General features: G+C 74.6%; 25 protein-coding genes, 1 pseudogene and 1 riboswitch. Of the genes and pseudogenes, 12 read left to right on the forward strand and 14 right to left on the reverse strand.

The features are described from left to right. The first annotated feature begins 236 nt into the window (after nt 1-236). Nucleotides 237-965, forward strand: a complete 729-nt coding sequence (locus C6376_RS19945) for a ZIP family metal transporter (RefSeq protein ID WP_107444676.1) — start codon at nt 237-239, stop codon at nt 963-965. A 140-nt stretch (nt 966-1105) separates the two neighbouring features. On the opposite strand, the gene C6376_RS19950 is transcribed toward C6376_RS19945, so the two are convergent. The 8 genes from C6376_RS19950 to C6376_RS19985 form a co-directional block, all read right to left on the reverse strand. Then, the gene (locus tag C6376_RS19950) at nt 1106-2608 is read right to left on the reverse strand and encodes a cobyrinate a,c-diamide synthase (RefSeq protein WP_107444677.1); all 1503 of its coding nucleotides are present in this window, start codon (nt 2606-2608) and stop codon (nt 1106-1108) included. 4 nt (nt 2609-2612) lie between these two features. Further along, entirely contained in the window at nt 2613-3212 is a 600-nt protein-coding gene (gene cobO, locus C6376_RS19955; protein WP_107444678.1) for a cob(I)yrinic acid a,c-diamide adenosyltransferase, read from the reverse strand. Continuing rightward, a complete protein-coding gene (locus C6376_RS19960; RefSeq protein ID WP_107444679.1) occupies nt 3212-5293 on the reverse strand; it encodes a putative cobaltochelatase in 2082 nt (693 codons plus the stop codon). Before C6376_RS19960 ends, cobO begins: the two co-directional genes overlap by 1 nt. Further along, nucleotides 5290-5478, reverse strand: coding sequence for a hypothetical protein (locus C6376_RS19965; RefSeq protein ID WP_107444680.1), 189 nt, complete (start codon nt 5476-5478; stop codon nt 5290-5292). Before C6376_RS19965 ends, C6376_RS19960 begins: the two co-directional genes overlap by 4 nt. Next, entirely contained in the window at nt 5475-7007 is a 1533-nt protein-coding gene (locus C6376_RS19970) for a cobyric acid synthase (protein ID WP_107444681.1), read from the reverse strand. Before C6376_RS19970 ends, C6376_RS19965 begins: the two co-directional genes overlap by 4 nt. Then, the gene (locus C6376_RS19975) at nt 7004-7948 is read right to left on the reverse strand and encodes a cobalamin biosynthesis protein (protein ID WP_107444682.1); all 945 of its coding nucleotides are present in this window, start codon (nt 7946-7948) and stop codon (nt 7004-7006) included. The genes C6376_RS19970 and C6376_RS19975 overlap by 4 nt, the downstream gene beginning before the upstream one ends. Before the next feature lie 119 nt (nt 7949-8067). Continuing rightward, nucleotides 8068-8143: riboswitch (cobalamin riboswitch) on the reverse strand. A 321-nt stretch (nt 8144-8464) separates the two neighbouring features. Beyond that, nucleotides 8465-8686: a hypothetical protein gene (locus C6376_RS19980; RefSeq protein WP_107444683.1), complete on the reverse strand. Its 222-nt coding sequence runs from the start codon at nt 8684-8686 to the stop codon at nt 8465-8467. A 34-nt stretch (nt 8687-8720) separates the two neighbouring features. Then, the gene (locus C6376_RS19985; protein WP_107444684.1) at nt 8721-9974 is read right to left on the reverse strand and encodes an inorganic phosphate transporter; all 1254 of its coding nucleotides are present in this window, start codon (nt 9972-9974) and stop codon (nt 8721-8723) included. A gap of 163 nt (nt 9975-10137) precedes the next feature. Between C6376_RS19985 and C6376_RS19990 the strand changes: the two are divergent. From C6376_RS19990 to C6376_RS20000, 3 genes and pseudogenes are all read left to right on the forward strand, one after another. Continuing rightward, a pseudogene (locus tag C6376_RS19990) lies at nt 10138-10837 on the forward strand (class II aldolase/adducin family protein). Between the two features lie 104 nt (nt 10838-10941). Further along, on the forward strand, nt 10942-12096 hold the full coding sequence (locus tag C6376_RS19995; RefSeq protein WP_107444685.1) for an alpha/beta hydrolase: 1155 nt from the start codon (nt 10942-10944) through the stop codon (nt 12094-12096). 304 nt (nt 12097-12400) lie between these two features. After that, nucleotides 12401-13834, forward strand: a complete 1434-nt coding sequence (locus tag C6376_RS20000; protein ID WP_173985686.1) for a hypothetical protein — start codon at nt 12401-12403, stop codon at nt 13832-13834. Between the two features lie 37 nt (nt 13835-13871). Here the strand turns inward: C6376_RS20000 and C6376_RS20005 are convergent, their stop codons facing one another. Then, nucleotides 13872-14285, reverse strand: a complete 414-nt coding sequence (locus tag C6376_RS20005; RefSeq protein ID WP_107444687.1) for a VOC family protein — start codon at nt 14283-14285, stop codon at nt 13872-13874. Between the two features lie 234 nt (nt 14286-14519). Between C6376_RS20005 and C6376_RS20010 the strand changes: the two genes are divergently transcribed. From C6376_RS20010 to C6376_RS20025, 3 genes are all read left to right on the forward strand, one after another. After that, nucleotides 14520-16118 carry an ABC-F family ATP-binding cassette domain-containing protein gene (locus C6376_RS20010; RefSeq protein WP_107444688.1) on the forward strand — a complete coding sequence of 533 codons (1599 nt, stop codon included), beginning with the start codon at nt 14520-14522 and terminating at the stop codon, nt 16116-16118. Nucleotides 16119-16565: 447 nt separating this feature from the next. After that, nucleotides 16566-16787, forward strand: coding sequence for a helix-turn-helix domain-containing protein (locus C6376_RS20020; RefSeq protein ID WP_004002281.1), 222 nt, complete (start codon nt 16566-16568; stop codon nt 16785-16787). A gap of 151 nt (nt 16788-16938) precedes the next feature. Next, complete coding sequence (locus tag C6376_RS20025) at nt 16939-17742, forward strand: enoyl-CoA hydratase/isomerase family protein (protein WP_107444690.1); 804 nt, start codon at nt 16939-16941, stop codon at nt 17740-17742. Nucleotides 17743-17835: 93 nt separating this feature from the next. Here the strand turns inward: C6376_RS20025 and C6376_RS20030 are convergent, their stop codons facing one another. Next, nucleotides 17836-18720 carry a nucleopolyhedrovirus P10 family protein gene (locus tag C6376_RS20030; RefSeq protein ID WP_107444691.1) on the reverse strand — a complete coding sequence of 295 codons (885 nt, stop codon included), beginning with the start codon at nt 18718-18720 and terminating at the stop codon, nt 17836-17838. 106 nt (nt 18721-18826) lie between these two features. Between C6376_RS20030 and C6376_RS20035 the strand changes: the two genes are divergently transcribed. Genes C6376_RS20035 through amaP form a run of 5 tightly spaced genes read left to right on the forward strand, consistent with a single transcriptional unit; the run spans nt 18827 to nt 21211 of the window. Then, nucleotides 18827-19309 carry an Asp23/Gls24 family envelope stress response protein gene (locus tag C6376_RS20035; RefSeq protein ID WP_107444692.1) on the forward strand — a complete coding sequence of 161 codons (483 nt, stop codon included), beginning with the start codon at nt 18827-18829 and terminating at the stop codon, nt 19307-19309. A 54-nt stretch (nt 19310-19363) separates the two neighbouring features. Continuing rightward, nucleotides 19364-19549: a hypothetical protein gene (locus tag C6376_RS20040; protein ID WP_062649848.1), complete on the forward strand. Its 186-nt coding sequence runs from the start codon at nt 19364-19366 to the stop codon at nt 19547-19549. A 5-nt stretch (nt 19550-19554) separates the two neighbouring features. Further along, nucleotides 19555-19977 carry an Asp23/Gls24 family envelope stress response protein gene (locus C6376_RS20045; RefSeq protein ID WP_107444693.1) on the forward strand — a complete coding sequence of 141 codons (423 nt, stop codon included), beginning with the start codon at nt 19555-19557 and terminating at the stop codon, nt 19975-19977. Continuing rightward, entirely contained in the window at nt 19974-20627 is a 654-nt protein-coding gene (locus C6376_RS20050; protein ID WP_107444694.1) for a DUF6286 domain-containing protein, read from the forward strand. The genes C6376_RS20045 and C6376_RS20050 overlap by 4 nt, the downstream gene beginning before the upstream one ends. Then, nucleotides 20624-21211, forward strand: a complete 588-nt coding sequence (gene amaP, locus C6376_RS20055) for an alkaline shock response membrane anchor protein AmaP (protein WP_107444695.1) — start codon at nt 20624-20626, stop codon at nt 21209-21211. The genes C6376_RS20050 and amaP overlap by 4 nt, the downstream gene beginning before the upstream one ends. Before the next feature lie 133 nt (nt 21212-21344). On the opposite strand, the gene C6376_RS20060 is transcribed toward amaP, so the two are convergent. The 4 genes from C6376_RS20060 to C6376_RS20075 are packed head-to-tail and all read right to left on the reverse strand — an operon-like array spanning nt 21345 to nt 24765. Further along, a complete protein-coding gene (locus C6376_RS20060) occupies nt 21345-22100 on the reverse strand; it encodes an SDR family oxidoreductase (RefSeq protein WP_107444696.1) in 756 nt (251 codons plus the stop codon). 5 nt (nt 22101-22105) lie between these two features. Further along, a complete protein-coding gene (locus tag C6376_RS20065) occupies nt 22106-23893 on the reverse strand; it encodes a glycoside hydrolase family 15 protein (RefSeq protein WP_107444697.1) in 1788 nt (595 codons plus the stop codon). A gap of 33 nt (nt 23894-23926) precedes the next feature. Beyond that, entirely contained in the window at nt 23927-24211 is a 285-nt protein-coding gene (locus C6376_RS20070) for a hypothetical protein (RefSeq protein WP_107444698.1), read from the reverse strand. Further along, nucleotides 24208-24765, reverse strand: a complete 558-nt coding sequence (locus tag C6376_RS20075) for an RNA polymerase sigma factor (RefSeq protein ID WP_254076392.1) — start codon at nt 24763-24765, stop codon at nt 24208-24210. The genes C6376_RS20070 and C6376_RS20075 overlap by 4 nt, the downstream gene beginning before the upstream one ends. Between the last annotated feature and the right edge of the window lie 5 nt (nt 24766-24770).

A 24770-nucleotide genomic window follows, 5' to 3' on the forward strand; every position in this document is an offset into this window, starting at 1 on the left:
TCCCGCGGCCGTCGTCCCGCGGGTCGGGTGTCGTGGGGGAGCCTGCAGGGGATCCGGACGTCACGGGGGCGGGCGCCGGCGAGGTGGCGGCGTCGGTCATGCGGGCGCTCCTCTCTCACCAGGGTCTGTGCGGTTCCGGCGTTCTTCGGCGGTTCAGGCGGATTCGTCAGGTCTTCGTGTCGTCAGGTCGCGGTGCGGATGTGCGCGATCGGGGGTCGATCGGATAGCAAGGGTCCATGGCCGTCTTCGTCGCGCTCGGCGCGTTCCTCATGACGCTGGCCGGCGGCTGGACGGCGCAGCGCGTGACCGACCGCCGCCACCTCGTGCTGGGCCTGGCCGGCGGCCTGATGCTGGGCGTGGTCGGCCTCGACCTGCTGCCGGAGGCGCTCGAGGCGGCCGGCACCGAGGTCTTCGGCGTACCGGCCGCGCTGCTGCTCTTCGTGGCCGGGTTCCTGCTGGCCCATCTGGTGGAACGGCTGCTCGCGGCCCGCCAGGCGGCGCACGGCGCGGAGGAGGCGGCCCTGCGCGCGCCCGAGGTGGGTCTCACGGCCGCCGCCGCGATGGTCGGCCACAGCGCGATGGACGGCGTGGCGATCGGCGCGGCCTTCCAGGTGGACGGTGGCATGGGGGCCGCCGTGGCGCTCGCGGTCATCGCCCACGACTTCGCGGACGGCTTCAACACGTACACGATCACGAGCCTCTACGGGAACGCCCGTCGCAAGGCCCAGGCGATGCTGGTGGCGGACGCGGCGGCCCCGGTCGCGGGCGCCGCCTCGACGTCCTTCGTCTCCATCCCGGAGCAGGTGCTCGGCGGCTATCTCGGGTTCTTCGGCGGCGCGCTGCTGTACCTGGCGGCCGCCGAGATCCTCCCCGAGGCCCACCACGAGCACCCGGCCCGCTCGACCGTGCTGTGCACGATCGCGGGCGCGGCCTTCATCTGGCTGGTGGTCGGCCTGGCGTCCTGAGAGCCTGCGGAGCAACCCGCGCCCGGGCCCGGACGGGGGCCGGTACACGGGCTGCGAGCCGTGGGCGGGCGCCGGGAGGGGGCCGGTCGCGGCGGCCCGCGGCCCCGGCCGCCCGACGGCCCGCACGGCCGGCCCGCCGCTCATGACGTCCGGCACCTCTCCACGAACCGGCGGACCACGCCCGGTTCGGACGCCCAGTGCGTGTGCAGATAGCTCGCGTGCACGCCGCGCTCCACGAACCCCTCGAGCCGCCGCTGCGGGGTCCGCAGCCCCCACGCGGGGGTCGCGCCCGCGCCGGGCTCCACGACGGTCCGGTGGAACTCGTGGCCCCGCATCCGGGTTCCGGCGACGGCCAGCGCGCTGTCGCTCACGGCGACCGCGTCCCGGTAGCCGAGCGTGAGCCGTCCGCTCATCCGCGCTGACGCGTCGAGCACCCCGCACATGGGCTGCCCGTCCAGCTCGCGGCACAGATAGAGCAGCCCGGCGCACTCGGCGGCGACGGGCGCCCCCTGGTCCACGAGGGCCGCCACCGCCTTGCGCAGTGGTTCGTTGGCGGACAGCTCGGCCGCGTACATCTCGGGGAACCCGCCCCCGACGACCAACCCGGCGGTCCCGTCGGGCAGTCGCTCGTCCCGCAGCGGATCGAAGGGGACCACCTCGGCGCCGGCGGCGGCGAGCAGCTCGGCGTGCTCGGCGTAGGAGAACGTGAAGGCGGAGCCGCCGGCGACGGCGACCACAGGCCGGCCCGCGCCGCCCGGCCGCAGCCCACCGGCGCCGGAGGGCGGGATCCGGACCGCGGGGCCCGGGACGTCGGGGATCGGGACGTCGAGGGCCCGCCCGGGCACGGCACGCAGGGCCTCGGCCGCGTCCCAGGGCGCGCAGGACAGCTCTCCCGCGCCTCGTGCCAGCGCGAGCAGCGCCTCGAGGTCGCACCCCTGTGCCACCTGCGCCGCCATCGCAGCGACGGAGTCCACCGCCTCGGCCCGCCGTTCGGCGACCGGCACCAGTCCGAGGTGCCGGGACGGCGTGTCCACCCGCGAGGCCCGCCGCACCACGCCGAGCACCGGTGTCCCGGCCGACTCCAGCGCGTCCCGCAGCAGTTCCTCGTGGCGGTCGGAGGCGACCTTGTTGAGGATCACGCCCCCGACCCGCACGTGCGGGTCCCAGGAGACGAACCCGTGCACCAGCGCCGCCACCGACCGGGACTGCGACGAGGCGTCGACCACGAGCACCACCGGCGCCCGCAGCAGCTTCGCCACCTGGGCCGTGGAGGCCAGTTCGCCCTCGCCCGCGGCCCCGTCGTACATCCCCATCACGCCCTCGACGATCGCCAGGTCGCAGCCGCGCGCACCGTGCGCGAACAGCGGGCCGACCAGTTCCGGCCCGCACAGGTACGCGTCGAGGTTGCGGCCCACCCGCCCGGTCGCGAGCGAGTGGTATCCGGGGTCGATGTAGTCCGGCCCGACCTTGTGCGGGGACACGGCGAGCCCACGCGCGGCGAACGCGGCCATCAGCCCCGTCGCGACGGTGGTCTTGCCGCTGCCCGAGGAGGGTGCGGCGATGACGAGCCGGGGCACGGAGGACGAGGCCGAAGGCGGCGTCGGCGAGGACGCGGACGGCGTCGCGGCAGGGGGCGTCAGCACGACGTCACCACTCGATGCCCCTCTGCCCCTTCTGCCCCGCGTCCATCGGATGCTTGACCTTGGACATGTCGGTGACCAGGTCGGCGAAGTCCACGAGCTTCCCGGGCGCGTTGCGTCCGGTGATGACGACGTGCTGGGTCCCGGGCCTCTCCCGCAGCACCGAGATCACCTCGTCGACGTCGATCCACCCCCAGTGCAGCGGATAGGCGAACTCGTCGAGCACGTACAGCTTGTACGCCTCGGCGGCGAGGTCCCGCTTGACCTGCTCCCAGCCCTCACGGGCCTTCTCCTCATTGTCGAGCTGCTGGTCGCGCTGCACCCACGACCAGCCCTCGCCCATCTTGTGCCAGTCGACGGAACCGCCCTCGCCGGACGCCCCCAGCACCCGCAGCGCGTTCTCCTCGCCGACCTTCCACTTCGCCGACTTGACGAACTGGAACACCCCGATCGGCCACCCCTGGTTCCAGGCCCGCAGCGCGAGCCCGAAGGCGGCGGTCGACTTCCCCTTGCCGATGCCCATGTGCACCATGACGAGCGCCCGGTTGCGGCGCTGACGCGTCGTCAGTCCGTCGTCCGGCACGACACTCGGCTGTCCCTGCGGCATTAAGCGGCCCTCCTCGAAGTTCCCTGCACGTTCTTCACCAGTCCCGCGATGGAGTCCGCCCGCAGCTCGTCCAGCGTGACGGCGGTTCCTCCCAGCTGTGCGGCGAGCTCCCCGGCGAGCCCGAGCCGTACCGGCCCCGACTCGCAGTCGACCACCACGCTCGCGACGCCCTCGGCGGCGAACAGCCGGGCCGCCCGTCCGGCCGTCCCGACCGGCTCGGGGCCCCCGGTGGCCCGTCCGTCCGTCACCACGACGACCAGCGCCCGCCGCGCCGGATCCCGCAACCGCTCCACGCGCAGCACGTCGTGCGCCCGGAGCAGCCCGGCGGCCAGCGGCGTGCGCCCCCCGGTGGGCAGTGACTCCAGGCGTACGGCGGCCGCGTCCACCGACGAGGTGGGCGGCAGCGCGACGTCCGCGGCCGAGCCGCGGAAGGTGACGAGCCCGACCTTGTCCCGCCGCTGATAGGCGTCGAGCAGCAGCGACAGCACCGCGCCCTTCACCGCGCCCATCCGCTGCCGGGCGGCCATCGACCCCGAGGCGTCCACGACGAACAGCACGAGGTTCCCCTCGCGCCCCTCCCGGACCGCCTGCCGCAGATCGTCGCGCCGCACCACCAGCCCCGGCCCGGACCGTCCACGCGCCCGCTGGTGCGGGGCGGCCGCGTGCACGGTCGCCGCCAGGTGCAGCTTGGTCAGCGCGCCCCGGGGGCGCCGCGCGCCCGTGGTCCGGCCGTGCTCGGTGCGCGCCCGCGACCGCCGCCCGGCGGCGCCCTCACCGATGCCGGGCACGCTCAGCGTCTTCGTGCGGAACGGCTCGGCGGCCCGCACGGGGGACTGCTCCCCGGCTCCAGGGCCGCCCGGCTGCGGCTGCGCGTCGCCCTCCCCGCTCCGCCCGGTGTCGGGGCCGGCGCCGTCGCCCTGCGGCGGCACGGTGGCGTCGCCGGCCGTGTCGTGGGCCGTGTCGCCGGACTGCGGCGGCAGGCCGCCCCCGCCGTCAGGACCGCCCTCGGGACCGTCGTCGGGGCCGCCCTCGGGGCCCTGCGGGCCGGGGTCGGGATCCTCGTCGTCCGAGCCGCCGAACTCCTCCAGCGTCTCGTCGAGCTTGTCCTCGTCGAGTCCGGGCGCGTCGAAGGGGTTGCGCCGCCTGCGGTGCGGCAGTGCGAGCAGCGCGGCCTGCCGTACGTCCTCCGCGAGCACGTCGGTCCGTCCGGCCCACGCGGCCAGCGCGGTGGCCGTGCGCGCCATGACGATGTCGGCGCGCATGCCGTCCACCTCGAACGCGGCGCACGTCGCCGCGATCTGCCGCAGCGCCGCGTCGCCCAGCCGCACCGACGGCAGCAGCTCGCGCGCCGCCGCGATCCGGCCGCGGACGGCGGCCTCCTCGTCCGCCCAGCGCGCGGCGAACGCCTCGGGGTCGTCGTCGTGCGCGAGCCGCCGCCGCACCACCTCCACCCGCTGGTCGGGCTCGCGCGAGGCCGCCACCTCCACCGTCAGCCCGAACCGGTCGAGCAACTGCGGCCGCAGCTCGCCCTCCTCGGGGTTCATGGTGCCGACGAGCAGGAACCGGGCCGCGTGCCGTACGGAGACGCCCTCGCGCTCGACGTACGAGGCGCCCATCGCGGCCGCGTCCAGCAGCAGGTCGACCAGATGGTCGTGGAGGAGGTTGACCTCGTCGACGTAGAGGATGCCCCGGTGCGCGTCGGCGAGGAGCCCCGGCTCGAAGGCCTTCACGCCCTCCGCCAGCGCCCGTTCGATGTCCAGCGCGCCCACCAGCCGGTCCTCGGAGGCGCCGACCGGCAGCTCCACCATCCGCGCCGGCCGCGTCTCGTACGCCCCCGGCTCGTGCGGTCCGTCGGGGCAGGCCGGGTCGGGCGAGGCCGGGTCGCAGGAGAACCGGCAGCCGGTCACCGCGTCCAGCGCCGGCATGAGCGCCGACAGCGCCCGTACCGCCGTCGACTTTGCGGTGCCCTTCTCGCCGCGCACCAGCACACCGCCCACCGCCGGCGACACGGCGTTCAGCAGCAGCGCGAGCCGCAGGTCGTCCTGGCCGACGACGGCCGTGAACGGGAAAGGAGTACTCACTTCTCGTTGCCTTCCAACTCGCCCTCCGGCGCGGGACGGACGTCCCGCGGCCGTTCGGTGGTGCCGCGCCGCGGGCGCCGGCCGGACTCCCCCGTGAACGGGACGCCGCCCGCCGACGGCGACGACCGGGCACCCGAGCGCCCGCCCGTGTGCTCGCCCGTGCGGGCGCTCACGTGGGCGCTCACGTGGGCGCTCCCGGGGGGACGAACGGCAGCCCCCGCGGCGCGCCCGACTCGATCAGCCGCCAGAGCGCGTCGGTGTCCGCGTGCTCCTCGATCAGGTCGCCGAGCCGGTCCAGCTGCTCCTCGCGCAGCGCGGCGAACGAGGTGTCGGGAGCGGGCACGAAACGCCGGCCCGCGGCCGCGGCCACCTCGCGCAGGAAGGCCCGCCGGAAGCCGTCCGACTCCAGCGAGCCGTGCCAGTGCGTGCCCCACACCTGCCCGACCCGGCAGCCGTCCAGGGGGTTTCCGCGGTCGTCGCGCAGGAACGCCTCGCCGCCGTCCACGGTGGCCACCCCGTGATGGATCTCGTACCCCTCGACGGACTCGCCGAGGGCCTCGCCCACCGGCCGGGTGAGGGTCTTCTCCGGGGCGAACCGCACCCGTACGGGAAGCAGTCCGAGCCCGTCGACCCGGCCGAGCCGGCTCTCGACCTCGTCCTCGATCCGCGTGCCGAGGATCTGGTAGCCCCCGCAGACGCCGAGGACGGGCCGCTGTTCGGCGGCCCTGCGCACCAGCGCGTCGGCGAGGCCGCGCTCACGCAGCCACTGAAGCGCCCGCACGGTGCCCCGGGTGCCCGGTACGACGACCAGGTCGGCGTCGGCCAGTTCCTCGGGCCGGTCGACGAACCGCACGACGACGCCGGGCTCGGCGGCCAGCGCGTCCACGTCGGTGAAGTTGGACATCAGCGGGACCGCGCAGACCGCGACCCGCAGCACGTCCTCACCGACCGGCGGGGCGGTGTTCGACTCCCGCACGGTTCCCCGCAGCGAGACCCGCAGCCCGTCCTCCTCGTCGATCCCGAGACCGTGCCGGAACGGCAGCACCCCGTACGTCCGCCGCCCGGTGAGCCCGTGCAGCATGTCCAGGCCCGGCTCCAGCAGGGAGACGTCCCCGCGGAACTTGTTGACGAGGAATCCGGCGACCAGTTCCTGGTCCTCGGGCGACAGCAGGGCCACGGTGCCGAAGAACGACGCGAAGACCCCGCCCCGGTCGATGTCGCCGACGACGAGCACGGGCAGCCGCGCGCTGCGCGCGATCCCCATGTTCACGATGTCGGTCCGCCGCAGGTTGATCTCGGCGGGACTGCCCGCCCCCTCACAGATCACCGCGTCATACGTGCCCCGCAACTCGGCGAGACAGTCGAGAACGGTGCCGAGGAGTCTCTGCTGCCGCCCACCGTGGTAGCCGCGGGCGCTCATCTCGCCCACCGGCCTGCCCAGCAGCACGACCTGGCTGCTGCGCTCCCCGCCCGGCTTGAGCAGCACGGGGTTCATCAGCGCGGTCGGCTCCACCCGGCAGGCCTGCGCCTGCATGGCCTGCGCCCGCCCGATCTCGGCGCCCTCCCGCGTCACGAAGGAGTTCAGGGACATGTTCTGCGCCTTGAACGGCGCGACCTTGACGCCGCGTCGCACCAGCCACCGGCAGATCCCGGCGGTGACGACGCTCTTGCCGGCGTCGGAGGTCGTGCCGGCGACGAGGAGCCCCCCGCTCATGACTGACGTCCCTTCGCGACCAGGCGCGCGGCGACGGTGACGCCGAGCGCGAGCAGACCGACGCGGCGGGAGAGCCGCGCGGCGCGTTCGATGTCGTGCGCGGTGACGGCCCGTCCGGCCGCCCCGTTGAGGACCGGCCGGTGCTCGACCCGGCCGCCGTACGACAGGGTCCCGCCCAGCCGCACCCCGAGGGCGCCCGCGAAAGACGCCTCCACGGGGCCCGCGTTGGGGCTCGGGTGACTGCGGGCGTCGGCGCGCCAGGCCCGCAGCGCACCGTGCGGATCGTCCCCCGCGGCGGCGGCGAGCACGGCGGTCAGCCGCGCCCCGGGCCACCCGGCGAGGTCGTCGAGCCGGGCGGCGGCCCAGCCGAAGCGCAGGTACCGCGGCGAGCGGTGACCGACCATCGCGTCAAGGGTGTTGACGGCCCGGAACCCGACCAGCCCCGGCACGCCGCCCACGGCGCCCCACACCAGCGCACCGACGACGGCGTCGGAGGTGTTCTCGGCGACGGACTCCACGACGGCCCGGGCGATCCCGTCGGCGTCCAGCGCCTGGGGGTCGCGCCCACACAGATGCGGCAGTCGTTCGCGGGCCGCCTCGACGTCCCCCGCCTCCAGGGCCCGTCCGACAGCGCGGGCCTCGCGGACGAGCGAACTGCCCCCGACGACGGCCCAGGTGGCGGCGGCGGTCAGGGCCACGGAGGCGGCGGGGGAGCGGCGCACGCCCCGTGAGGCGACGGCTCCGAGGGCGACGGCGCCGCCCGCGCACACGACGGTGTGCAGGGCGCCCCACCCCCGGTGGTCCCGCCAGAGCAGCCGTTCGACGGCGCCCGCGGCCCGCCCGAACACGGCGACCGGATGCCCGCGGCGGGGATCGCCGAGGAGCAGGTCGCCGAGAAGGCCGGCGGCGGCGCCGTACGCGTGGACGCGCTCGGCACCCATCGGGTCAGCCGGCTGTGGGGGCGGGGGTCGGCTCGGTGGTGACGCTCGGTCGGCAGCCGCACATGGCAGAGGTCCTCACTCAGGGTGTCCGCGCCCTGGTTCGACGAGACCGGCGGCGAGAGTTCCTGGCTCCCGGGGGGTTTCCTCCCCGGTGACAGTGGCGGGACCGCGCCGGACTCGCACCGGCTTCCTCTTCTGCCGCCGTACATGGCCCGGGCAGTCCACCACGGGCCCGGAAGGGCCGTCAACTTGCTGTTGACCTGCGCGGGGAGGATGTGCAGAACCCCACACGGCGGGGCCGACGGGGTTCGGGAACGGGGTGCGGAGAGCGGGTACGGGCGCGCGAGGCTCGGCCGGGGTACGGGAACGGGGTGCTCAGCCGGGGTACGGGAACGGGGTGTGCTCAGCGGGGGTACGGGAACGGGGTGCGGGACGGCGATCCGTCCCGCACCCCGAATGGTCCACGACCCGCCGGGCGACCGGCCGTCCGAGGACGACCGGTCGGACCACGACGTGTCAGACGACGATCAGCGAGATCCCGTAGGCCACCGCCGCCGCGCAGGCGGCGAAGCACGCGTACGCGCCCGTCGCCGCGAGGGCGGCCGAGCCGCCCTCGGCCGTCGCGCGTTCCCTGCGCGACAGGCCCATGACGCCGAGGGTGAACAGGGCGACGAGGCCCACGGTGACCACGAGGCTGACGCCGAACACGGAGCCCAGGGCTGCCCAGTCGATCTTCATGCCGGTTCTCTTCCTTCGTTCCGGTGGCGCGGGCTCAGACGGCCGCGGCCGGGGGAGCGGCGGGGGCGGTCGGCGCGGCCGGCGCCGGGATGGTCGCCGTCAGGTCCGTCGTGACGTCCTCGGCCGGCGTGCCCGTGGGCGGCGGCGCGACCATGGCGATGGCCGTGGTGATGACACCGGCCGGTTCCTCGGACTCGTTGACGTTCGACGCGTCGACGACCTCGCGCCGGGAGATCTTCCAGATGGCCGCGCTGGAGGCGATCAGGAAGACGGCGACCACCGCCGTGCCCCAGTCGCCGAGCCCGGTGACCGACTCGGCGAGCGCGCCCACCAGGGCGGCGGCCGGGAGGGTCAGACCCCAGGCGACGAACATGCGGGTCGCGGTCGACCAGCGGACCACACCGCCCTTGCGTCCCAGCCCCGCGCCCATCACCGCACCGGAGACCGAATGCGTGGTGGAGAGGGAGAAGCCGAGGTGGGAGGAGGCCAGGATGACCGTCGCGGCACTGGTCTGGGCCGCGAAGCCCTGCTGCGGCTGGAGGTCGGTCAGCCCCTTGCCCATCGTGCGGATGATGCGCCAGCCGCCGAGGTAGGTGCCGAGCGCGATGGCCAGACCGGCCGAGAGGATGACCCAGGTGGGCGGGTCGGAGTCGGGGGCAACGGCACCGCCGGCCACCAGGGCCAGGGTGATGATGCCCATCGTCTTCTGGGCGTCGTTGGTGCCGTGGGCGAGGGAGACCAGGCCGGCCGAGGCGATCTGGCCCGCGCGGTAGCCCTTGTCCGCTGCCCTGCCGTCGGCCCTGCGGCCCAGCGTGTAGGAGAGGCGGGTGGCGAACATCGCCGCGACGCCCGCGACGATCGGCGCGGCGATCGCCGGCAGCAGCACCTTGGTCACCAGCACGTCGCCGTGGACCGCGCCCGTACCGGCCGAGGCGATGGTGGCGCCGATCAGGCCGCCCATCAGGGCGTGCGAGGAGCTGGAGGGCAGGCCCACCAGCCAGGTCAGCAGGTTCCAGAGGATCGCGCCGACCAGGGCGGCGAAGATGACCTCGGGACGGATGCCGGTCTCGTCGACGAGACCCTTGGAGATCGTGTTGGCGACCTCCACCGAGAGGAAGGCTCCCACAAGGTTCAGCACGGCGGACATGGCCACCGCGACCTTGGGCTTGAGTGCACCGGTCGAGATGGTCGTGGCCATCGCGTTGGCGGTGTCGTGAAAACCGTTCGTGAAATCAAACGCAAGTGCGGTTACCACCACAATCGCGAGGATCAGCGAGAAGTTTTCCATTTACCCAGGCAATCGTTCGAAGTCATTGGCTGATTGACCGTAGGCAACCTGGGTGAACGGAAGATGAACTGAGGCGGGCGTCACGGTGTCCGGTTGACGCGGTTGCGGTATCGCTCGCGCGCGAGGGCCGACGGCCCCCGGGAGCGCCTGGCAGGATCGCGGCATGGCTGAGCATCGAGGCGAGCGACCGGACGTCCGGCGGCGGGGGCGGCAGGCGTCGCCGGAGGAAGCGCGGGCCTGGGCGGAACTGGTGGCCGCCGCCCGCCGCACGGTCGCCGACGGGCTGGTCGTCGGCACCTCGGGCAACGTCTCGGTGCGCGTCGGCGACACCGTGCTCGTGACGCCGTCCGGCGTGCCCTACGACCGGCTGGCCCCGGACGACGTCACCGGCGTCGACCTCACCGGCCGGCAGGTCCTCGGCACCCTGGTCCCCACCAGCGAACTGCCCATGCATCTGGCCGTGTACCGGGCCACCGGCGCCGGGGCGATCGTGCACACCCACGCCGTGCACGCCACGGCCGTCTCCACCCTCGTCGAGGAGCTCCCCCTCGTCCACTACATGGCGAGCGCGCTCGGCGGACCCGTCCGCGTCGCGCCCTACGCCCCTTACGGCACCGAGGAGCTGGCCGCGCACACGCTCCGGGCCCTCGAGGGACGGTCCGGCTGCCTCCTGCGCAACCACGGCACCCTGGACCCACGGCGCAGGCCTCGACCAGGCGTACGACCGCACGGCCCAACTGGAGTGGATGTGCCGCCTGTGGCTGACCGCCTCCTCGGTGCCCGGCCGCACGCCGGCACTGCTGACGGAGGAACAGGTCGCCCAGGTGGGGGAACGTCTGCGGGGGTACGGACAGCCGGGCTGACGGCCGGAGCCGACGGCCGGGCCGACGTCGGGGCGTTCCCGTGTGCGTCACCCCGGGCGGCCGCACCACTGGCCGGTCCGCGCGATGGCCAGGAGACTGGGCTCGTGCGCACTGTCACAGCGACGGCCGCCGCCGTCACCGCAGCCCTGGCCGCCGGCGCCGCCGGGGTCGCCGCCGGCCGGTTCGCCAGCGACGCCGCGTTGAAGGCGCCGCCCGGCCGGCCCCTGCCCACCGAACCCCGGCTCACCGTGCACGGCACGGCCGCCGGACAGGTCACCCTCACGCGCGACCTCGCGGCCCTGCGCCCCGGCGCCTACGGCCTCTCCGGCAACGGCTCCCACGCCGTCGTCGGCCCGGTCCTGCCCGACGCCCCGCACACGGCCGACACCGTCGTCCGCCGGCTGGAACGCGTCACCCACGGCTCCCTGGACGCCGGCGACGCGGTCTGGCTCACCCCGAACCTGTACGTCGGCGACCCCGCCACCGCCCTCGGCCTCGACCACGCCGACGTCGACGTGCCCGGCGAACTGGGCAACCTGCCCGCCTGGTTCGTCCCCGGAGCCCGCAGCACCTGGGTGATCGCCGTGCACGGTCTGGGCACCACCCGGGAACACGCCCTCAACCTCATCGGCTTCCTGCACGGCGCCCGCCTCCCCGTGCTCGCCCTCGCCTACCGCGGCGACCTCGGCGCACCCCGTTCCCCGGACGGCCTGAACCACCTCGGCGCGACCGAGTGGCGCGACCTGGACGCGGCGATGCGCTACGCCGTGCGCTACGGCGCCCGGCGCGTCGTCCTGCTCGGCTGGTCCACGGGCGCCGCCATGGCCCTGCGCGCCGCGGCCGACTCCGGCCTGCGCGACCTGGTCTCGGGGCTCGTGCTGGACTCCCCGGTGCTCGACTGGCGGGCCACGGTGCGCGCCCTCGCCGCCGCCCGGCACACACCCGCCGCCCTGCTGCCGCTCGCCGTCCGCGCCGCCGAGGGCCGCACCGGTACGGCCCTCGGCCCGCCCGGGGCCGGCGGCACGGGCGGACCCGGCGCTGCGGACGGCAGCCCGGCCCGGCTTCGGGTCCCGACCCTGGTCCTCCACGGACCCGACGACGCCGTCGCCCCCTGGGCCGACAGCCGCCGGCTCGCCGGCCGCCGCCCCGACCTGGTCACCCTGCACACCGTCCCGCACGCCCCGCACGGCGCCATGTGGAACGCCGACCCCGCCGCCTACGAGGAGGCCCTGCGCCGCTTCCTGACCCCCCTGATGTGACCCGCCCCCCGGCTCGTCCGCCGGCTCGCACTCCGGCGTCCTCCGCGCGTACCCGGGCGGCCTCCCGCTCGGAGGTGGCCGGGGAGCGAACCCGGGGTGACCGTGACACGATCCGCCGGCGTGACGCGACGGCACGGTCCCGCACCGGTCCGCCCGGAGCGGGACCGCGCATTCCGTTTATCCCGGTACCACTGGCCTGAAGGCGTCCCCCCGGCCCTCACGGCACCCCGTGTGCCGGGCGGTCCTGCGGCCCGCCGTGCCATTCCGTTTGGGTTTTCGGACCGTCAACCGGAAGACTGCACCCGTGACGTCCCGTATCCCGCGCGACTCCAGGCTTCGACTCGTCCGCCCGCGACCCCTGGCCGCCGCCCCCTCAGCTGTGAACGAGCGGCGCCCGCGCCGCCCCGCACCCCGCCCGCCGGAAGGCACTCCGGCGCCCGCGGAGCTGGCCAGAATGGCGCGCACCGGACTGGCCGCCGCGGCCCGTGTCGCCCGCTGGGCCGACAACGCCCTCGGCCCCGGCCGTGACGCGGCGACGGCCGACGGCAAGGCCACCCTCTCCGAGTCGACCGCCGAACGGGCGGCCTCCGATCTGGGTCTGACGACCGATCGGATCCGCGCCGACTGGGACACCGCCCGTCTCGCCGGCCTGGTCGAGGTGCACGGGGACAGCGCCCGCCCCGGCTGGCGGCTGCGCGCCTGGGACCGCGACGACAGCGCCGTCCTGCGCGGCTGGGTCGCCCTGTTCGACGCCTGGTCGCTCGCCTCCCCGGAACCCGAGGAGCAGGAGCCGGCCGCCGTCGCCGAGGTCGTCTCGGCCATGCCGCAGGTGCTGTCCTTCCTCCAGCTGTCCGCCGGGCCCGTCCCCGTGGAGCAGCTTCTGGACCTGCTGCGTCAGCGCGTCACCGAACTGCGCACCGAGCGCTGCGAGGTGCCCTACGGCGCCGGCTCCGAACCCGCGGCCCCGCTCGCCCCGGTCCCCGTCGACGCCGACCCTGCGGAGCCCGCCCAGGACGCCGAGCTGGCCCCCCTCCTCGACTGGGCCCTGCAGGCCCTCGCCTCGGTGGGAGCGCTCACCTGCGGCCGCGGACAGGCCACCCTGACACCGCTGGGCAGCTGGGCGGTCTGGGTCAAGCTCGAGCAGATCTGCGTCGCCGCGCAGAGCCCCGCCGGCAACATCGAGCAGTCGGCCGAGGGCATGCTCCGCGGCTGCGCCCAGCTCCGGCCGAACGCGGCCCGCGCCGAGTACCGCGCCTGGCTCGCCGCCCGGACCGTCGGCAGCGCCGTCAACGAACTGCTGCTCGCCGCCCGCGGTGACGACGCCCTGCTGCGCGGACTCGCCTTCGAGGCGCTGCGCGTGGTGGGCGCCCCCGCCGAGCCGGACGTCCGCGCGGTAGTCGAGGAGCCCGCCCTGCGGCCGTACGCCCTGCTGTGGCTCGCCGAGCACGACGGCGTCGACCCGGAGGACGCCCACGAGGTGCTCACCCGGGAGGAGGCCACCTGGCTGTGGGTCGACACCGCCGCGGCCGTCGCCGACCACGGCGAGGCGCCCATGCTGGTGCGCCACCTGGAGTCCGCGCTGCAGCCGACCGTGCCCGCCCTGCTGACCGAGGTGCGGGCCGTCGGGCACCCGCGCACCGTGCAGGTGCTGGTGGCGCTGGCCGCCGCGCACCCCGATCCGGCGCTGGCCAAGGCGGTCCGCCGGGCCGCCTTCCAGGTGCACACCGGCGGCAGCTGACCGCGGGGCGGTCGTCCGCGAGGGGGCCGGCCGGCACTCAGCCCTGGGTCTCGGGCGCGTACGTGCCGAAGCTCCAGACGTTGCCCTCGAGGTCGCGGGCCATGTAGTCACGCGAGCCGTAGTCCTGGTCGGTCGGGGGCATCAGGATCTCCGCGCCGCGCTCCGCGGCCCGCCGGTGGTGTGCGTCCACGTCGTCCACCACGACGTACACGCCGGCCGGGCCCGCGCCCTTCATCGCCGCGTCGAAGACGCCGCCGCGGCCCTTGGAGCCGAGCATCACCGCGCCGTTGCCCTGCACCAGTTCGGCGTGCAGGACCGAGCCGTCCTCGCCCTCGTACACGGACAGTTCGGTGAAGCCCAGGGCCTCGGTGAGCTGCCGGATCGCGGCCTTCGCGTCGGCGTACAACACCGTCGGGAAGACGCTCGGGCGCCCGCCGTTCGTGCCTGCCATGCCGATCACTCCCTTGTGACCCGTGCCGGATACGTGACCTGGCGCCCAGTCTGGCACCCACCACCGACAACGCCCCGCTACGACGCCTCCCGCGAAGATCGAACACCTGCGCGCAGACAAAGTGCTTGCACGGTCCCGTTAGACTGGCCCCCATGGCCATTCTCCTCGCGCATTAGACGGCGGGAACGTCCTCAGCCGCCCATCCCGCCAACGACCCCGCACTGGAGTCTGTCCGTGATCTCCGCCTCCGGCATCGAGCTGCGTGCCGGCGCCCGCATCCTCATCGAGAACGCCTCCTTCCGTGTGGCCAAAGGCGACCGCATCGGTCTGGTCGGGCGCAACGGCGCCGGCAAGACGACGCTGACCAAGGTCCTGGCCGGCGAGGGCATTCCGGCGGGCGGCACCGTCACCCGCTCCGGAGAGGTCGGCTACCTCCCGCAGGACCCCCGCACCGGCGACCTCGACGTCCTCGCCCGCGACCGCATCCTCTCCGCGCGCGGTCTCGACGTCCTGATCCGCAAGATGCGCGAGAACGAACAGCGGATCGCGGGCGGCTCGGGCGCCACCCGCGACAAGGCGATGCGCCAGTACGAGCGCCAGGAGACGGAGTTCCTCACCAAGGGCGGCTACTCCGCCGAGGCCGAGGCCGCAACCATCGCCGCCGCGCTCAACCTGCCCGACCGGGTGCTCGGCCAGCCCCTGCACACGCTCTCCGGCGGCCAGCGCCGCCGCGTGGAACTGGCCCGCATCCTCTTCTCCGACGCGGACACGCTGCTGCTCGACGAGCCGACCAACCACCTCGACGCCGACTCGATCGTCTGGCTGCGCGACTACCTCAAGACCTACCGCGGCGGCTTCATCGTCATCAGCCACGACGTCGACCTGGTCGAGACGGTCGTCAACAAGGTGTTCTACCTGGACGCCAACCGCTCCCAGATCGACGTCTACAACATGGGCTGGCGGCTCTACCAGCAGCAGCGCGAGTCCGACGAGAAGCGCCGCAAGCGGGAGCGGCAGAACGCCGAGAAGAAGGCCGCGGCACTGCACTCGCAGGCCGACAAGATGCGCGCCAAGGCCACCAAGACGGTCGCCGCGCAGAACATGGCCCGCCGCGCCGACAAGCTGCTCTCCGGTCTGGAGGCGGTGCGCGCCTCCGACAAGGTCGCCAAGCTCCGCTTCCCCGAGCCCGCCCCCTGTGGCAAGACGCCCCTGATGGCCGAGGGCCTGTCGAAGTCCTACGGCTCGCTGGAGATCTTCACCGACGTCGACCTGGCCATCGACAAGGGCTCGCGCGTCGTCATCCTCGGACTGAACGGCGCCGGCAAGACGACCCTGCTGCGGCTGCTCGGCGGTGCCGAACAGCCCGACACCGGAGAGGTCGTCGCCGGTCACGGTCTCAAGCTCGGCTACTACGCGCAGGAGCACGAGACGCTCGACCCGGAGCGCACGGTCCTGGAGAACATGCGCTCCGCCGCCCCCGACCTGGACCTGGTCGAGGTCCGCAAGACGCTCGGCTCGTTCCTGTTCTCCGGTGACGACGTCGACAAGCCCGCCGGCGTCCTCTCCGGCGGTGAGAAGACCCGGCTGGCCCTCGCGACGCTGGTGGTCTCCTCCGCCAACGTGCTGCTGCTGGACGAGCCCACCAACAACCTCGACCCGGCCAGCCGCGAGGAGATCCTCGGCGCGCTGCGCACCTACAAGGGCGCGGTCGTCCTCGTCACCCACGACGAGGGCGCGGTGGAGGCGCTGCAGCCCGAGCGGATCATCCTGCTCCCCGACGGAGTCGAGGACCTGTGGGGCGCCGACTACGCGGACCTGGTCGCCCTGGCCTGACCCGGCGACCGGCGGTGGGGACCGTGGGGCGGCCGGCGACGGGGGCGGGCGGTCGCGGACCGACGACCGGGCGACCCGGTGACCGCCGGGGAGAGGACCGGACCGACGTGTGATCCCACGTGGTGGATCATCCGTCTGGATCATTCGGCCTACCGGTGATCCATCATCTGTGTGAGATCTCCTCGTATCGAGGTGTGTCCTACACCCATTTCACGGCCGATCCCCTCGGTGGCAGGGGTCGGCCGTCGCGCGTCTCTGACCTGCTCTTTCGCGGAACAACCCGTTCGGCCGTACGAACGCCGTCGGCTGGAATCGAGGATTCCGTTCGTGGGTACGCGCTCCCGTCGTCAAAAGCCTGTCGTACGGACCTTGCCGAATGGGTGGCCATCGGGGCGCTGAGGGGTGATCATGAGGAGACCAGAGCGCACTTCCCATGAGGAGGCACGGGTGGCCGAGACTCTGAAGAAGGGCAGCCGGGTGACCGGCGCCGCGCGCGACAAGCTCGCGGCAGACCTGAAGAAGAAGTACGACTCCGGTGCGAGCATCCGGGCGCTGGCCGAGGAGACCGGCCGCTCGTATGGCTTCGTGCACCGGATGCTCAGCGAGTCGGGCGTCACGCTCCGTGGGCGTGGCGGGGCGACTCGAGGCAAGAAGGCCGCCTCGTCCTGACCGGGGGCGGCCCATCGGCTTCGACGGTGGCCACCCGGTCGGCGTCCTCCCGAGCCCTGTGAGGGGCCCGGGGGAACCTGAGACCGGCCGGGTGGTTACTGTGCAGTCACTTAGCTGACCGCTAGCTGACCGCACCCATCGGAGGCGCCCCATGGCCACGCCCGACCAGGAACTCGTTCCCCTGCTCGACAAGGACGGCGTACGGCTCACCGTCGACGACACGCTCGCCACGGTGACGCTGGTCAACCCGGCCAAGCGCAACGCGCAGAGCCCCGCCATGTGGCGGGCGCTCGCGGAGGCCGGGCGACTGGTGCCGGGCTCCGTCCGCGTGGTCGTGCTGCGCGGCGAGGGCAAGTCCTTCTCCGCGGGGCTCGACCGGCAGATGTTCACGCCCGAGGGGATCGAGGGCGAGCCGTCCTTCATCGATCTCGCACGCGGTGACGACGCCGAACTCGACGCCGCCATCGCAGGCTTCCAGGAGGGTTTCACCTGGTGGCGGCGTAACGACGTGGTGTCCATCGCCGCCGTCCAGGGCCACGCCATCGGAGCGGGCTTCCAGCTGGCCCTCGCCTGTGACCTGCGCGTCGTCGCCGACGACGTGCAGTTCGCCATGCGCGAGACCAGCCTCGGCCTGGTGCCGGACCTGACCGGCACCCACCCCCTCGTCTCCCTCGTCGGCTACGGCCGCGCGGTCGAGATCTGCCTGACCGGCCGCTTCGTGCACGCCGAGGAGGCGGTGAGCACCGGGCTCGCCAACATCGCCGTTCCCGTGCAGGACCTCGACGACACGGTCCGCGAACTGGCCACGGCGATCCTCGCCGCGCCCCGCGAGGCCGTCATCGAGACCAAGGCGCTGCTGCGCGGCGCGGGCGACCGCACGTACGACGCCCAGCGAGCCGCCGAACGCGCAGCCCAGGCCCGCCGTCTGCGCGACATGGCCGGTCTGGGGGAGTGAACACCGACTGAGACCGCCGTCCGGCGTTCCTCACGACCGGGCGTGTCCCGTCCGGCCGGCGGCCGGGGGCGGGCGGACGGCGGCCGACCGCGCTCAGTCGACCGCCGTCACCAGCACCGCGACCGTCGGGCGGTCCGGCAGGGCCGCCGACACGGCGGTGCGGACCGCGAGCGCCACGTCCAGCGTGCGGTGGGTCGCCGCCGCCGTGATCTCCAGCTGGGCGTGGCGGTGCGGCAGGGCGGCCGTCAGGTCGTGACGCTCCGTGATCCGGACCGCCCGTCCGAGGACGCCGCTCGTGCCGGTCACCCCCGGCACCGCCAGGGCCGCCGCGGCGGCGAGGGCCTCGTCACCCGCCAGAACGGCTCCGCCGGGTGCCGGTGCGGGAACGGCTGCCGGGGTGACGCCCGGCGGGGGCTGCCGACCGGGCCCGTGCCCTGTCCCCGACCGTGCGGCCGCCCCCGCGCCGCTCTCCGCGTCCGGCCTCGTGCCCGTGTCCGGGTCCGCCTCGGCGTCCGGTCTCGGGCCGGTGCCCGTGCCGCTCTCCACGTCCGGCCTCGTGTCCGTGTCCTCGCTGTCCGGCTCGGTGCCGAGCAGGTCCGTCACCCGCAGGTCGACCTCCGACACCACCAGCCCGAGCCGCTGCGCGGCCGTCGCCGCCAGAGCGTTGCGCAACCGTGCCGTCGTCACCGGCAGCGGCTCGGACGCCGACACGGCGCACTCCGCGGTCATCCGCAGCGGCCCCGGCGGCAGCGCGCTCGACGGAGCGGGCACGGCGGACTCGAACGACCCGTCCGGATCGGCGAGCCCCAGCCGCAGCACTCCCAGCCGCACGCCCGCGACGTCCCGCGCAGCCCGGCGCAGCACCGCCTCCGCCGCCGCCTCGGTGAGCCACGCGCCGTCCCGCGGCCCGCCGAGGGGAAGCAGTCTGCCGAGGCCCAGCCGGCGCCGCACCGCGCCCGTCCATCCGTCCGACGTCATTGCTCCAGCCTGCCGCATCCCCGGGGCGAGGTCGGGCAACCGCGCTTACCGTGGTCAGAAGGAACGAGGAAAGTACGGAAAGTACCGGACGTAAGGACGTACGGCGATGAGCGAGTCAACGGAGCAGATCCGTACGCAGACCCCCGACGGCGGAACCGAGCCGCTGCAGACCCGCAAGGCGGCCCGGCGCGGTGGCGGGGCCCCGGCGACCCGCGGGCGGACCACCATCGCCGACGGGGTCGTGGAGAAGATCGCCGGCCTCGCGGCGCGCGACGTCCTCGGCGTGCATGCCATGGGCAGCGGCATCAGCCGTACCTTCGGCGCCGTGCGCGACCGGGTGCCCGGCGGTTCGAAGTCGGTCTCCCGGGGCGTCAAGGCCGAGGTCGGCGAGGTGCAGACGGCGCTCGACCTCGAGATCGTCGTCGACTACGGCGTGGCCATCGCCGACGTCGCCGGGGCCGTGCGGGAGAACGTGATCGCGGCGGTGGAGCGGATGACGGGCCTGGAGGTCGTCGAGGTCAACATCGCGGTGAGCGACGTCAAACTGCCCGACGAAGAGGACGAGGAGCCGGAACCCCGGATCCAGTGAGACGCAGATGAGACGCAGACGGCCGGGTGACCGGACCGCCGAGGGGAGCGCACCTTGAGCATGGCCGTGGTCGGCATGATCGCCGGCATGGCGCTGGGCTTCGCCGGGTATTTCGGCGGGTTCGGGGCCTTCCTGCTGGTGGCGGCGCTGGGCGCCGTCGGGTTCGTCGTCGGCCGGTTCCTGGAAGGGGACCTGGAACTCGGCGACTTCTTCCGCACCCGCGACGACCGGCGCCGGTGAGCCCTGTGAGCGGGGGAAGCGACGCCGGCGCCGCGTCCGGCGCACGCCGGGCCGCCGTCGTCCCTCCGGGCGAACGCGGCGCGACCCGCATCGCCGACCGGGTCGTCGCGAAGATCGCCGCACAGGCCGCACGCGAGGCGGTGGGCCCGCTGCCGCCCGACGCCGGACGCCCGCACGCCACCGTCGTCGTCCGCCCGCACGCACACCCCGGCTCGGGCGGGGAAGGCCCCGTCGACGCCGCGCACGTCCACGTGCAGCTCGAACTCGACTACCCGAGCGACCTCGGCGCCCGCTGTCGCGCCGTGCGTCGGCATGTCACCGAGCGGGTAGGCGCATTGGCGGGAATGACGGTTCCGGAGGTCGCCGTCCAGGTCGAACGGCTCCACCTGGCGCCGGACCCCGGCGCGGCACACGGGAGGACGCGATGAGCGAGCCCGGAGGCTTGCAGCAGGGCGGGACGCCCGTCCTGGAGAAGGACACCGGGGACGACGTCGCCCCACCCGGTCGGGGAGGCGGCTTTGACGGTCGGCGCCCCGCCGAACACCGGTTCTGGTCGGCCCGCCGGGTCCCGGCCGGCGTCGTCGCGGTCCTGCTGGCGGCGGTCGCGGGCGTGTTCCTCTACGACGTGGTCGCCGTCCGCGCCCACCGGCCCGCCATGGCGTGGCGGCGCGGACTCGCCCACCAACTCGCCGAGCGCCCCCTCGACGACCCGTGGGTGCTCGTCGGCGCCGGGGTCGCGGCCGCTCTCGGCCTGTGGCTGGTCGTCCTGGCCGTCACGCCGGGGGTCCGGCAGCTGCTGCCGATGCGCCGCCCCCGCCCCGACGTACGCGCCGGCCTGCACCGCGCCGCCGCCGCCCTGGTGCTGCGCGACCGGGCCATGGAGGTCGCCGGCGTGCAGTCGGCGCGGGCGCGGGCCGGCCGACGCAGGGCCGACGTGTCCGTCGTCTCCCACTTCCGCGACCTGGAGGACGTCCGCGCCGACCTGGACTCCGTCCTCACCGAGGCGGTCCACGGCCTCGGGCTGGTCCGGCCGCTCACGCTCTCGGTCCATGTGCGCCGGGCCGGGAAGAAGGGGTGAGGGCGATGCCCGCAACCGTCGACCGCGTGCTTCTCGCCCTCGTCGGACTGGTGCTGCTCGCCGTCGGCGGCGCGGTGCTGGCCGTGGGGCTCGGCGCGCCCGCGCCGTCCTGGTGGCTGCACGGCGGCCCGCACGACACGCTCCTCAGCGCCGCCGAACGCACCCGCTGGCGCGGCGAGGCGTGGTGGTGGCCGACGGTCATCGCCGCCCTGGCCCTCCTCCTCCTGCTCGCGCTGTGGTGGCTGAGCGCGGTCCTGCACCGTCGCCGGCTCGCCGAGGTCCTCGTCGACACCGGAGACGGCGCGGGGGCGCTGCTGCGGGGCCGCGCCCTGGAAGGGGTGCTGTCGGGCGAGGCGTCCCGGCTGGACGGCGTCGCCCAGGCGCACGTCCGGCTGACCGGGCGCAGCGAGGCTCCCGAGGCGCGGGCGCGTCTGCTGCTGGAGCCGCACGCGGAGCCGGTGACCGTGCTGGACGACCTCAGCTCCCGGGCGCTGGCCCACGCGCGGGACTCGGCGGCGCTGCGGGCCCTGCCGGCCGAGGTCCGCCTGACGGCGGCCAAGCACAAGTCGGAGAGGGTCTCCTGAGCGACGCCGGGCCCGCGGGGGTCCGCCCGACCGTCCGGCGACTCGTCGTGGGGGCCCGCCCGACCGTCCGCGCCGACGCCCTGTCGCGCGGCGCGCGACCGGCCGGGCCCGCTGGTGCGGCAGTGTGTGCCGCTCAGAATCCGTGCCGCATACCGCCGTCGACGGGCACCATGAGGCCGGTCAGGTAGGAGGCGGCCGGCGACAGCAGGAACGCCGCCGTCCGCCCGAACTCCTCCGGAAGGCCGTAGCGACGCAACGGAATCCGGGACTCGTTCGCGGCCCGGGTCGCCTCGGGGTCGGCCGACAGGCCGTCGAGCTCCCGCACCCGGTCGGTGTCGATGCGCGCCGGCAGCAGGCCCACCACCCGGATCCCGCGCGGCCCGAGCTCGTCGGAGAGCGACTTGGCGAACCCGGCGAGCCCGGGTCGCAGACCGTTGGAGATGGTCAGCCCGGGAATCGGCTCGTGCACCGAGCCCGACAGCACGAACCCGATGACCCCGCCCGCCTCCAGCTCGGCGGCCGCCGCCCGGGCGAGCCGGACCGCCCCGAGGAACACCGACTCGAAGGCGCTCTGCCACTGTTCGTCCGTGTTGTCGGCGACGAACCCGGGCGGCGGACCGCCGACGCTCACCAGCACCCCGTCGAACCCGCCGAAGGCGTCCCGGGCCGCCGCGATCAGCCGGGCCGCCGCGCCGGGTTCGGCGTTGTCCACGGCGACGCCGACGGCGTTGGGCCCCAGCTCGGCCGCGGCGTCGGTGACGCGCTTCTCGTCCCGCCCGGTGAGGACGACCTTCGCACCGTCCGCGACGAGCTCGCGCGCGGCGGCGTTGCCGAGTCCGCGCGTGGCCCCGGTGACGACGTACACCCGGTCCTTCAGTCCAAGATCCATGGCTCCTATCCTGCCTCCTCGCCGTCGAACAGGGCGAGGGCGGTGTTCACCAGGCCGATGTGGCTGAACGCCTGAGGGAAGTTGCCGAGGTGCCGGCCCGCCACCGGGTCGTACTCCTCCGCCAGCAGCCCCACGTCGTTGGCCAGGCCCACGAGCCGTTCGAACAGCTCCCGTGCCTCCTTCGTACGGCCCGTCATGTGCAGGGCGTCCGCGAGCCAGAACGAGCAGGCCAGGAAGGCGCCCTCGTCGCCCGGCAGGCCGTCGACGGTCGCGGCCTCGGTGCTGTAGCGGCGCAGCAGGCCGTCGTGCCCGAGCTCCGCGCGGATCGCGTCGACGGTGCCGATCACGCGCGGGTCGTCCGGCGGCAGGAAGCCGACGCGCGGGACGAGCAGCAGGGAGGCGTCCAGGTCGGCCGAGCCGTAGTACTGGGTGAACGTGTTGCGCCGCGGGTCGTAGCCCTTCTCGCAGACCTCGCGGTGCACCTCGTCGCGCAGGTCCCGCCAGCCGCCCAGGTCGCCGCTGAGCTCCGGGTAGGCCTCCAGCGCGCGGACGGCCCGGTCGGCGGCGACCCACACCATGACCTTGGAGTGCACGAACGGCCGCCGGCCGCCGCGCACCTCCCACAGCCCCTCGTCCGGCTGCCGCCAGTTGTCGCCGAGCCAGTTCATCAGCGCGCACTGCAGGGACCACATGTGCGGCCGCGGCGACATGCCCGAGGTCCGGGCCAGCGACAGGGAGTCCATCACCTCGCCGTAGACGTCCAGTTGGAGCTGCTGCACGGCGCCGTTGCCGATGCGCACGGGTGTGGAGCCCTCGTAGCCGCAGAGCCAGGGCAACTCGCTCTCGGGCAGCCGCCGCTCGCCGGACAGCCCGTACATGATCTGCAGGTCCGCCGGGTCGCCCGCGACGGCGCGCAGCAGCCAGTTGCGCCACGCCTCGGCCTCCTCCTCGTACCCGGCCGCGAGGAGGGCGCCGAGGGTGAGGGTGGAGTCGCGCAGCCAGCAGAAGCGGTAGTCCCAGTTGCGGACGCCGCCCAGCTCCTCGGGCAGGGAGGTGGTGAGCGCGGCCACGATGCCGCCGGTCGGCTGGAAGGTGAGGGCCTTGAGGGTGATCAGGGAGCGGACGACGGCGTCCCGGTGGGGGCCGGTGTAACGGCAGCGGGCGGCCCATCGCCGCCAGTCGTCGACGCTGGTGGCGAGCGCCTCGTACGGGTCGACGAGCGGCGGACGGGACTCGTGCGAGGGGTGCCAGGTCAGTACGAAGGCGACCGACTCGCCCTCGGCGAGGGTGAACTCGGAGTGCGTGGTGAAGTCCTCGCCCCAGGTGTGCACGCCCGGTTCGCTGCGGAACCAGACCGCGTCGGGTCCGGCGACCGCCACGTGGTGCCCGTCGGCGCGGCGCATCCACGGCACGACCCAGCCGTAGTCGAAGCGCAGCCGCAGCGTGCTGCGGACGGTGACGCGGCCGCGCAGCCCCTCGACCACGCGCACCACGTCGGGGGCCTGATCGCGCTGCGGCATCAGGTCGGTGACCCGGATCGCGCCGTCGTCGGTCTCCCACTCGGTGTCCAGGACGAGCGTGTCGGGCCGGTAGCCGCGGCGGGTGCAGTCGCCCGTCACGCCCAGCGGGGCGATGCGCCAGTGGCCGTTCTCCTCGCCGCCGAGGAGGCGGGCGAAGCAGGCTCCGGAGTCGAAGCGGGGCAGGCAGAGCCAGTCGACGGAACCGTCCAAGCCGACCAGGGCGGCGGTCTGTTCGTCGCCGATGAGGGCGTAGTCCTCGATGCGGGGGTGCACGCCTTGCGGTTTCCCGGCGAACCGGGGAGGCAATCAGGGGTGCGGCCGGGTGAGTGACGTCGGGTGTGCCGGCGCGGCCGTCGACGAGAAGACGACGCCCCGTTCCGACGGTGCCCGGTTCAGCACCCACAGGCCGATCAGCGTGGCCAGCGCGAAGACGACGGCGATCAGCACGGCCAGCACGAGCCGCCGCCGGCGTTCGCGCCGCAGCCAGTCGCCGCGCGCGGTGCGATAGGCGTCCGGAGCCGGCCGCACGCCGTCGGCCAGCGCCTCCAGCGCCTCCCGCAGTTCCCGCTCGGTGCGGTCCGTGGGGTTCATCGCCGGGCCTCCATCGCCTGGGTGAGCGCGGCGAGGCCGCGTGAGGTGTGGGTTTTGACGGACCCGCAGGAGATGCCCATGGCGGCGGCTATCTCGCTCTCCCTCAGACCGAGCCAGTGCCGCAGCACGAGCGCCTCGCGCTGGCGGGCCGGCAGCTGCTGGAGCGCGTCGATCAGCACGCGCTGGTCGTCCCGCAGCAGCGCGGCGCTCTCCGCGGAGGCGACGGTCTCCTCCGGCAGCTCCGGCGGGCTCTCCACATGCCGGCGGGCGACCTGCAGGTGCCGTATCCGCATCCGGGTCAGATTGCAGACGGTGGAGCGCAGATAGGCCTCCGCCGCCTCGACGTCCCGCAGCCGCCGCCACTTGCGGTAGATCTGGTAGTACGCCTCGGCGACCACGTTCTCCGGGTCGTCCGCGCCGAGCAGCACGGCCAGTCGCAGCATCGAGGAGTAGTGCAGCTCGAAGAGCCGGGCGAGAGCGGCCTCGCGTTCCAGGTCGGCCGGATCGCCCGGCACGGGGGCGAGCGGCTCCACGGGGGGCTCCTGCACGGGGATCGGGT

This window comes from Streptomyces sp. P3 (assembly GCF_003032475.1).
Classification (GTDB): Bacteria; Actinomycetota; Actinomycetes; order Streptomycetales; family Streptomycetaceae; genus Streptomyces.

Bases quoted from the DNA above. Each gene is read 5' to 3' on its own strand.
- C6376_RS19945 (WP_107444676.1), top strand. From the start codon at position 237: ATGGCCGTCTTCGTCGCGCTCGGCGCGTTCCTCATGACGCTGGCCGGC.
- C6376_RS19970 (WP_107444681.1), bottom strand. From the start codon at position 7,007: ATGAGCGGGGGGCTCCTCGTCGCCGGCACGACCTCCGACGCCGGCAAG.
- C6376_RS20025 (WP_107444690.1), top strand. From the start codon at position 16,939: ATGGCCACGCCCGACCAGGAACTCGTTCCCCTGCTCGACAAGGACGGC.
- C6376_RS20050 (WP_107444694.1), top strand. From the start codon at position 19,974: ATGAGCGAGCCCGGAGGCTTGCAGCAGGGCGGGACGCCCGTCCTGGAG.
- C6376_RS20030 (WP_107444691.1), bottom strand. From the start codon at position 18,720: ATGACGTCGGACGGATGGACGGGCGCGGTGCGGCGCCGGCTGGGCCTC.
- cobO (WP_107444678.1), bottom strand. From the start codon at position 3,212: ATGCCGCAGGGACAGCCGAGTGTCGTGCCGGACGACGGACTGACGACG.
- C6376_RS20060 (WP_107444696.1), bottom strand. From the start codon at position 22,100: ATGGATCTTGGACTGAAGGACCGGGTGTACGTCGTCACCGGGGCCACG.
- C6376_RS19975 (WP_107444682.1), bottom strand. From the start codon at position 7,948: ATGGGTGCCGAGCGCGTCCACGCGTACGGCGCCGCCGCCGGCCTTCTC.
- C6376_RS20005 (WP_107444687.1), bottom strand. From the start codon at position 14,285: ATGGCAGGCACGAACGGCGGGCGCCCGAGCGTCTTCCCGACGGTGTTG.
- C6376_RS20035 (WP_107444692.1), top strand. From the start codon at position 18,827: ATGAGCGAGTCAACGGAGCAGATCCGTACGCAGACCCCCGACGGCGGA.
- C6376_RS19985 (WP_107444684.1), bottom strand. From the start codon at position 9,974: ATGGAAAACTTCTCGCTGATCCTCGCGATTGTGGTGGTAACCGCACTT.
- C6376_RS20070 (WP_107444698.1), bottom strand. From the start codon at position 24,211: ATGAACCCCACGGACCGCACCGAGCGGGAACTGCGGGAGGCGCTGGAG.
- C6376_RS19980 (WP_107444683.1), bottom strand. From the start codon at position 8,686: ATGAAGATCGACTGGGCAGCCCTGGGCTCCGTGTTCGGCGTCAGCCTC.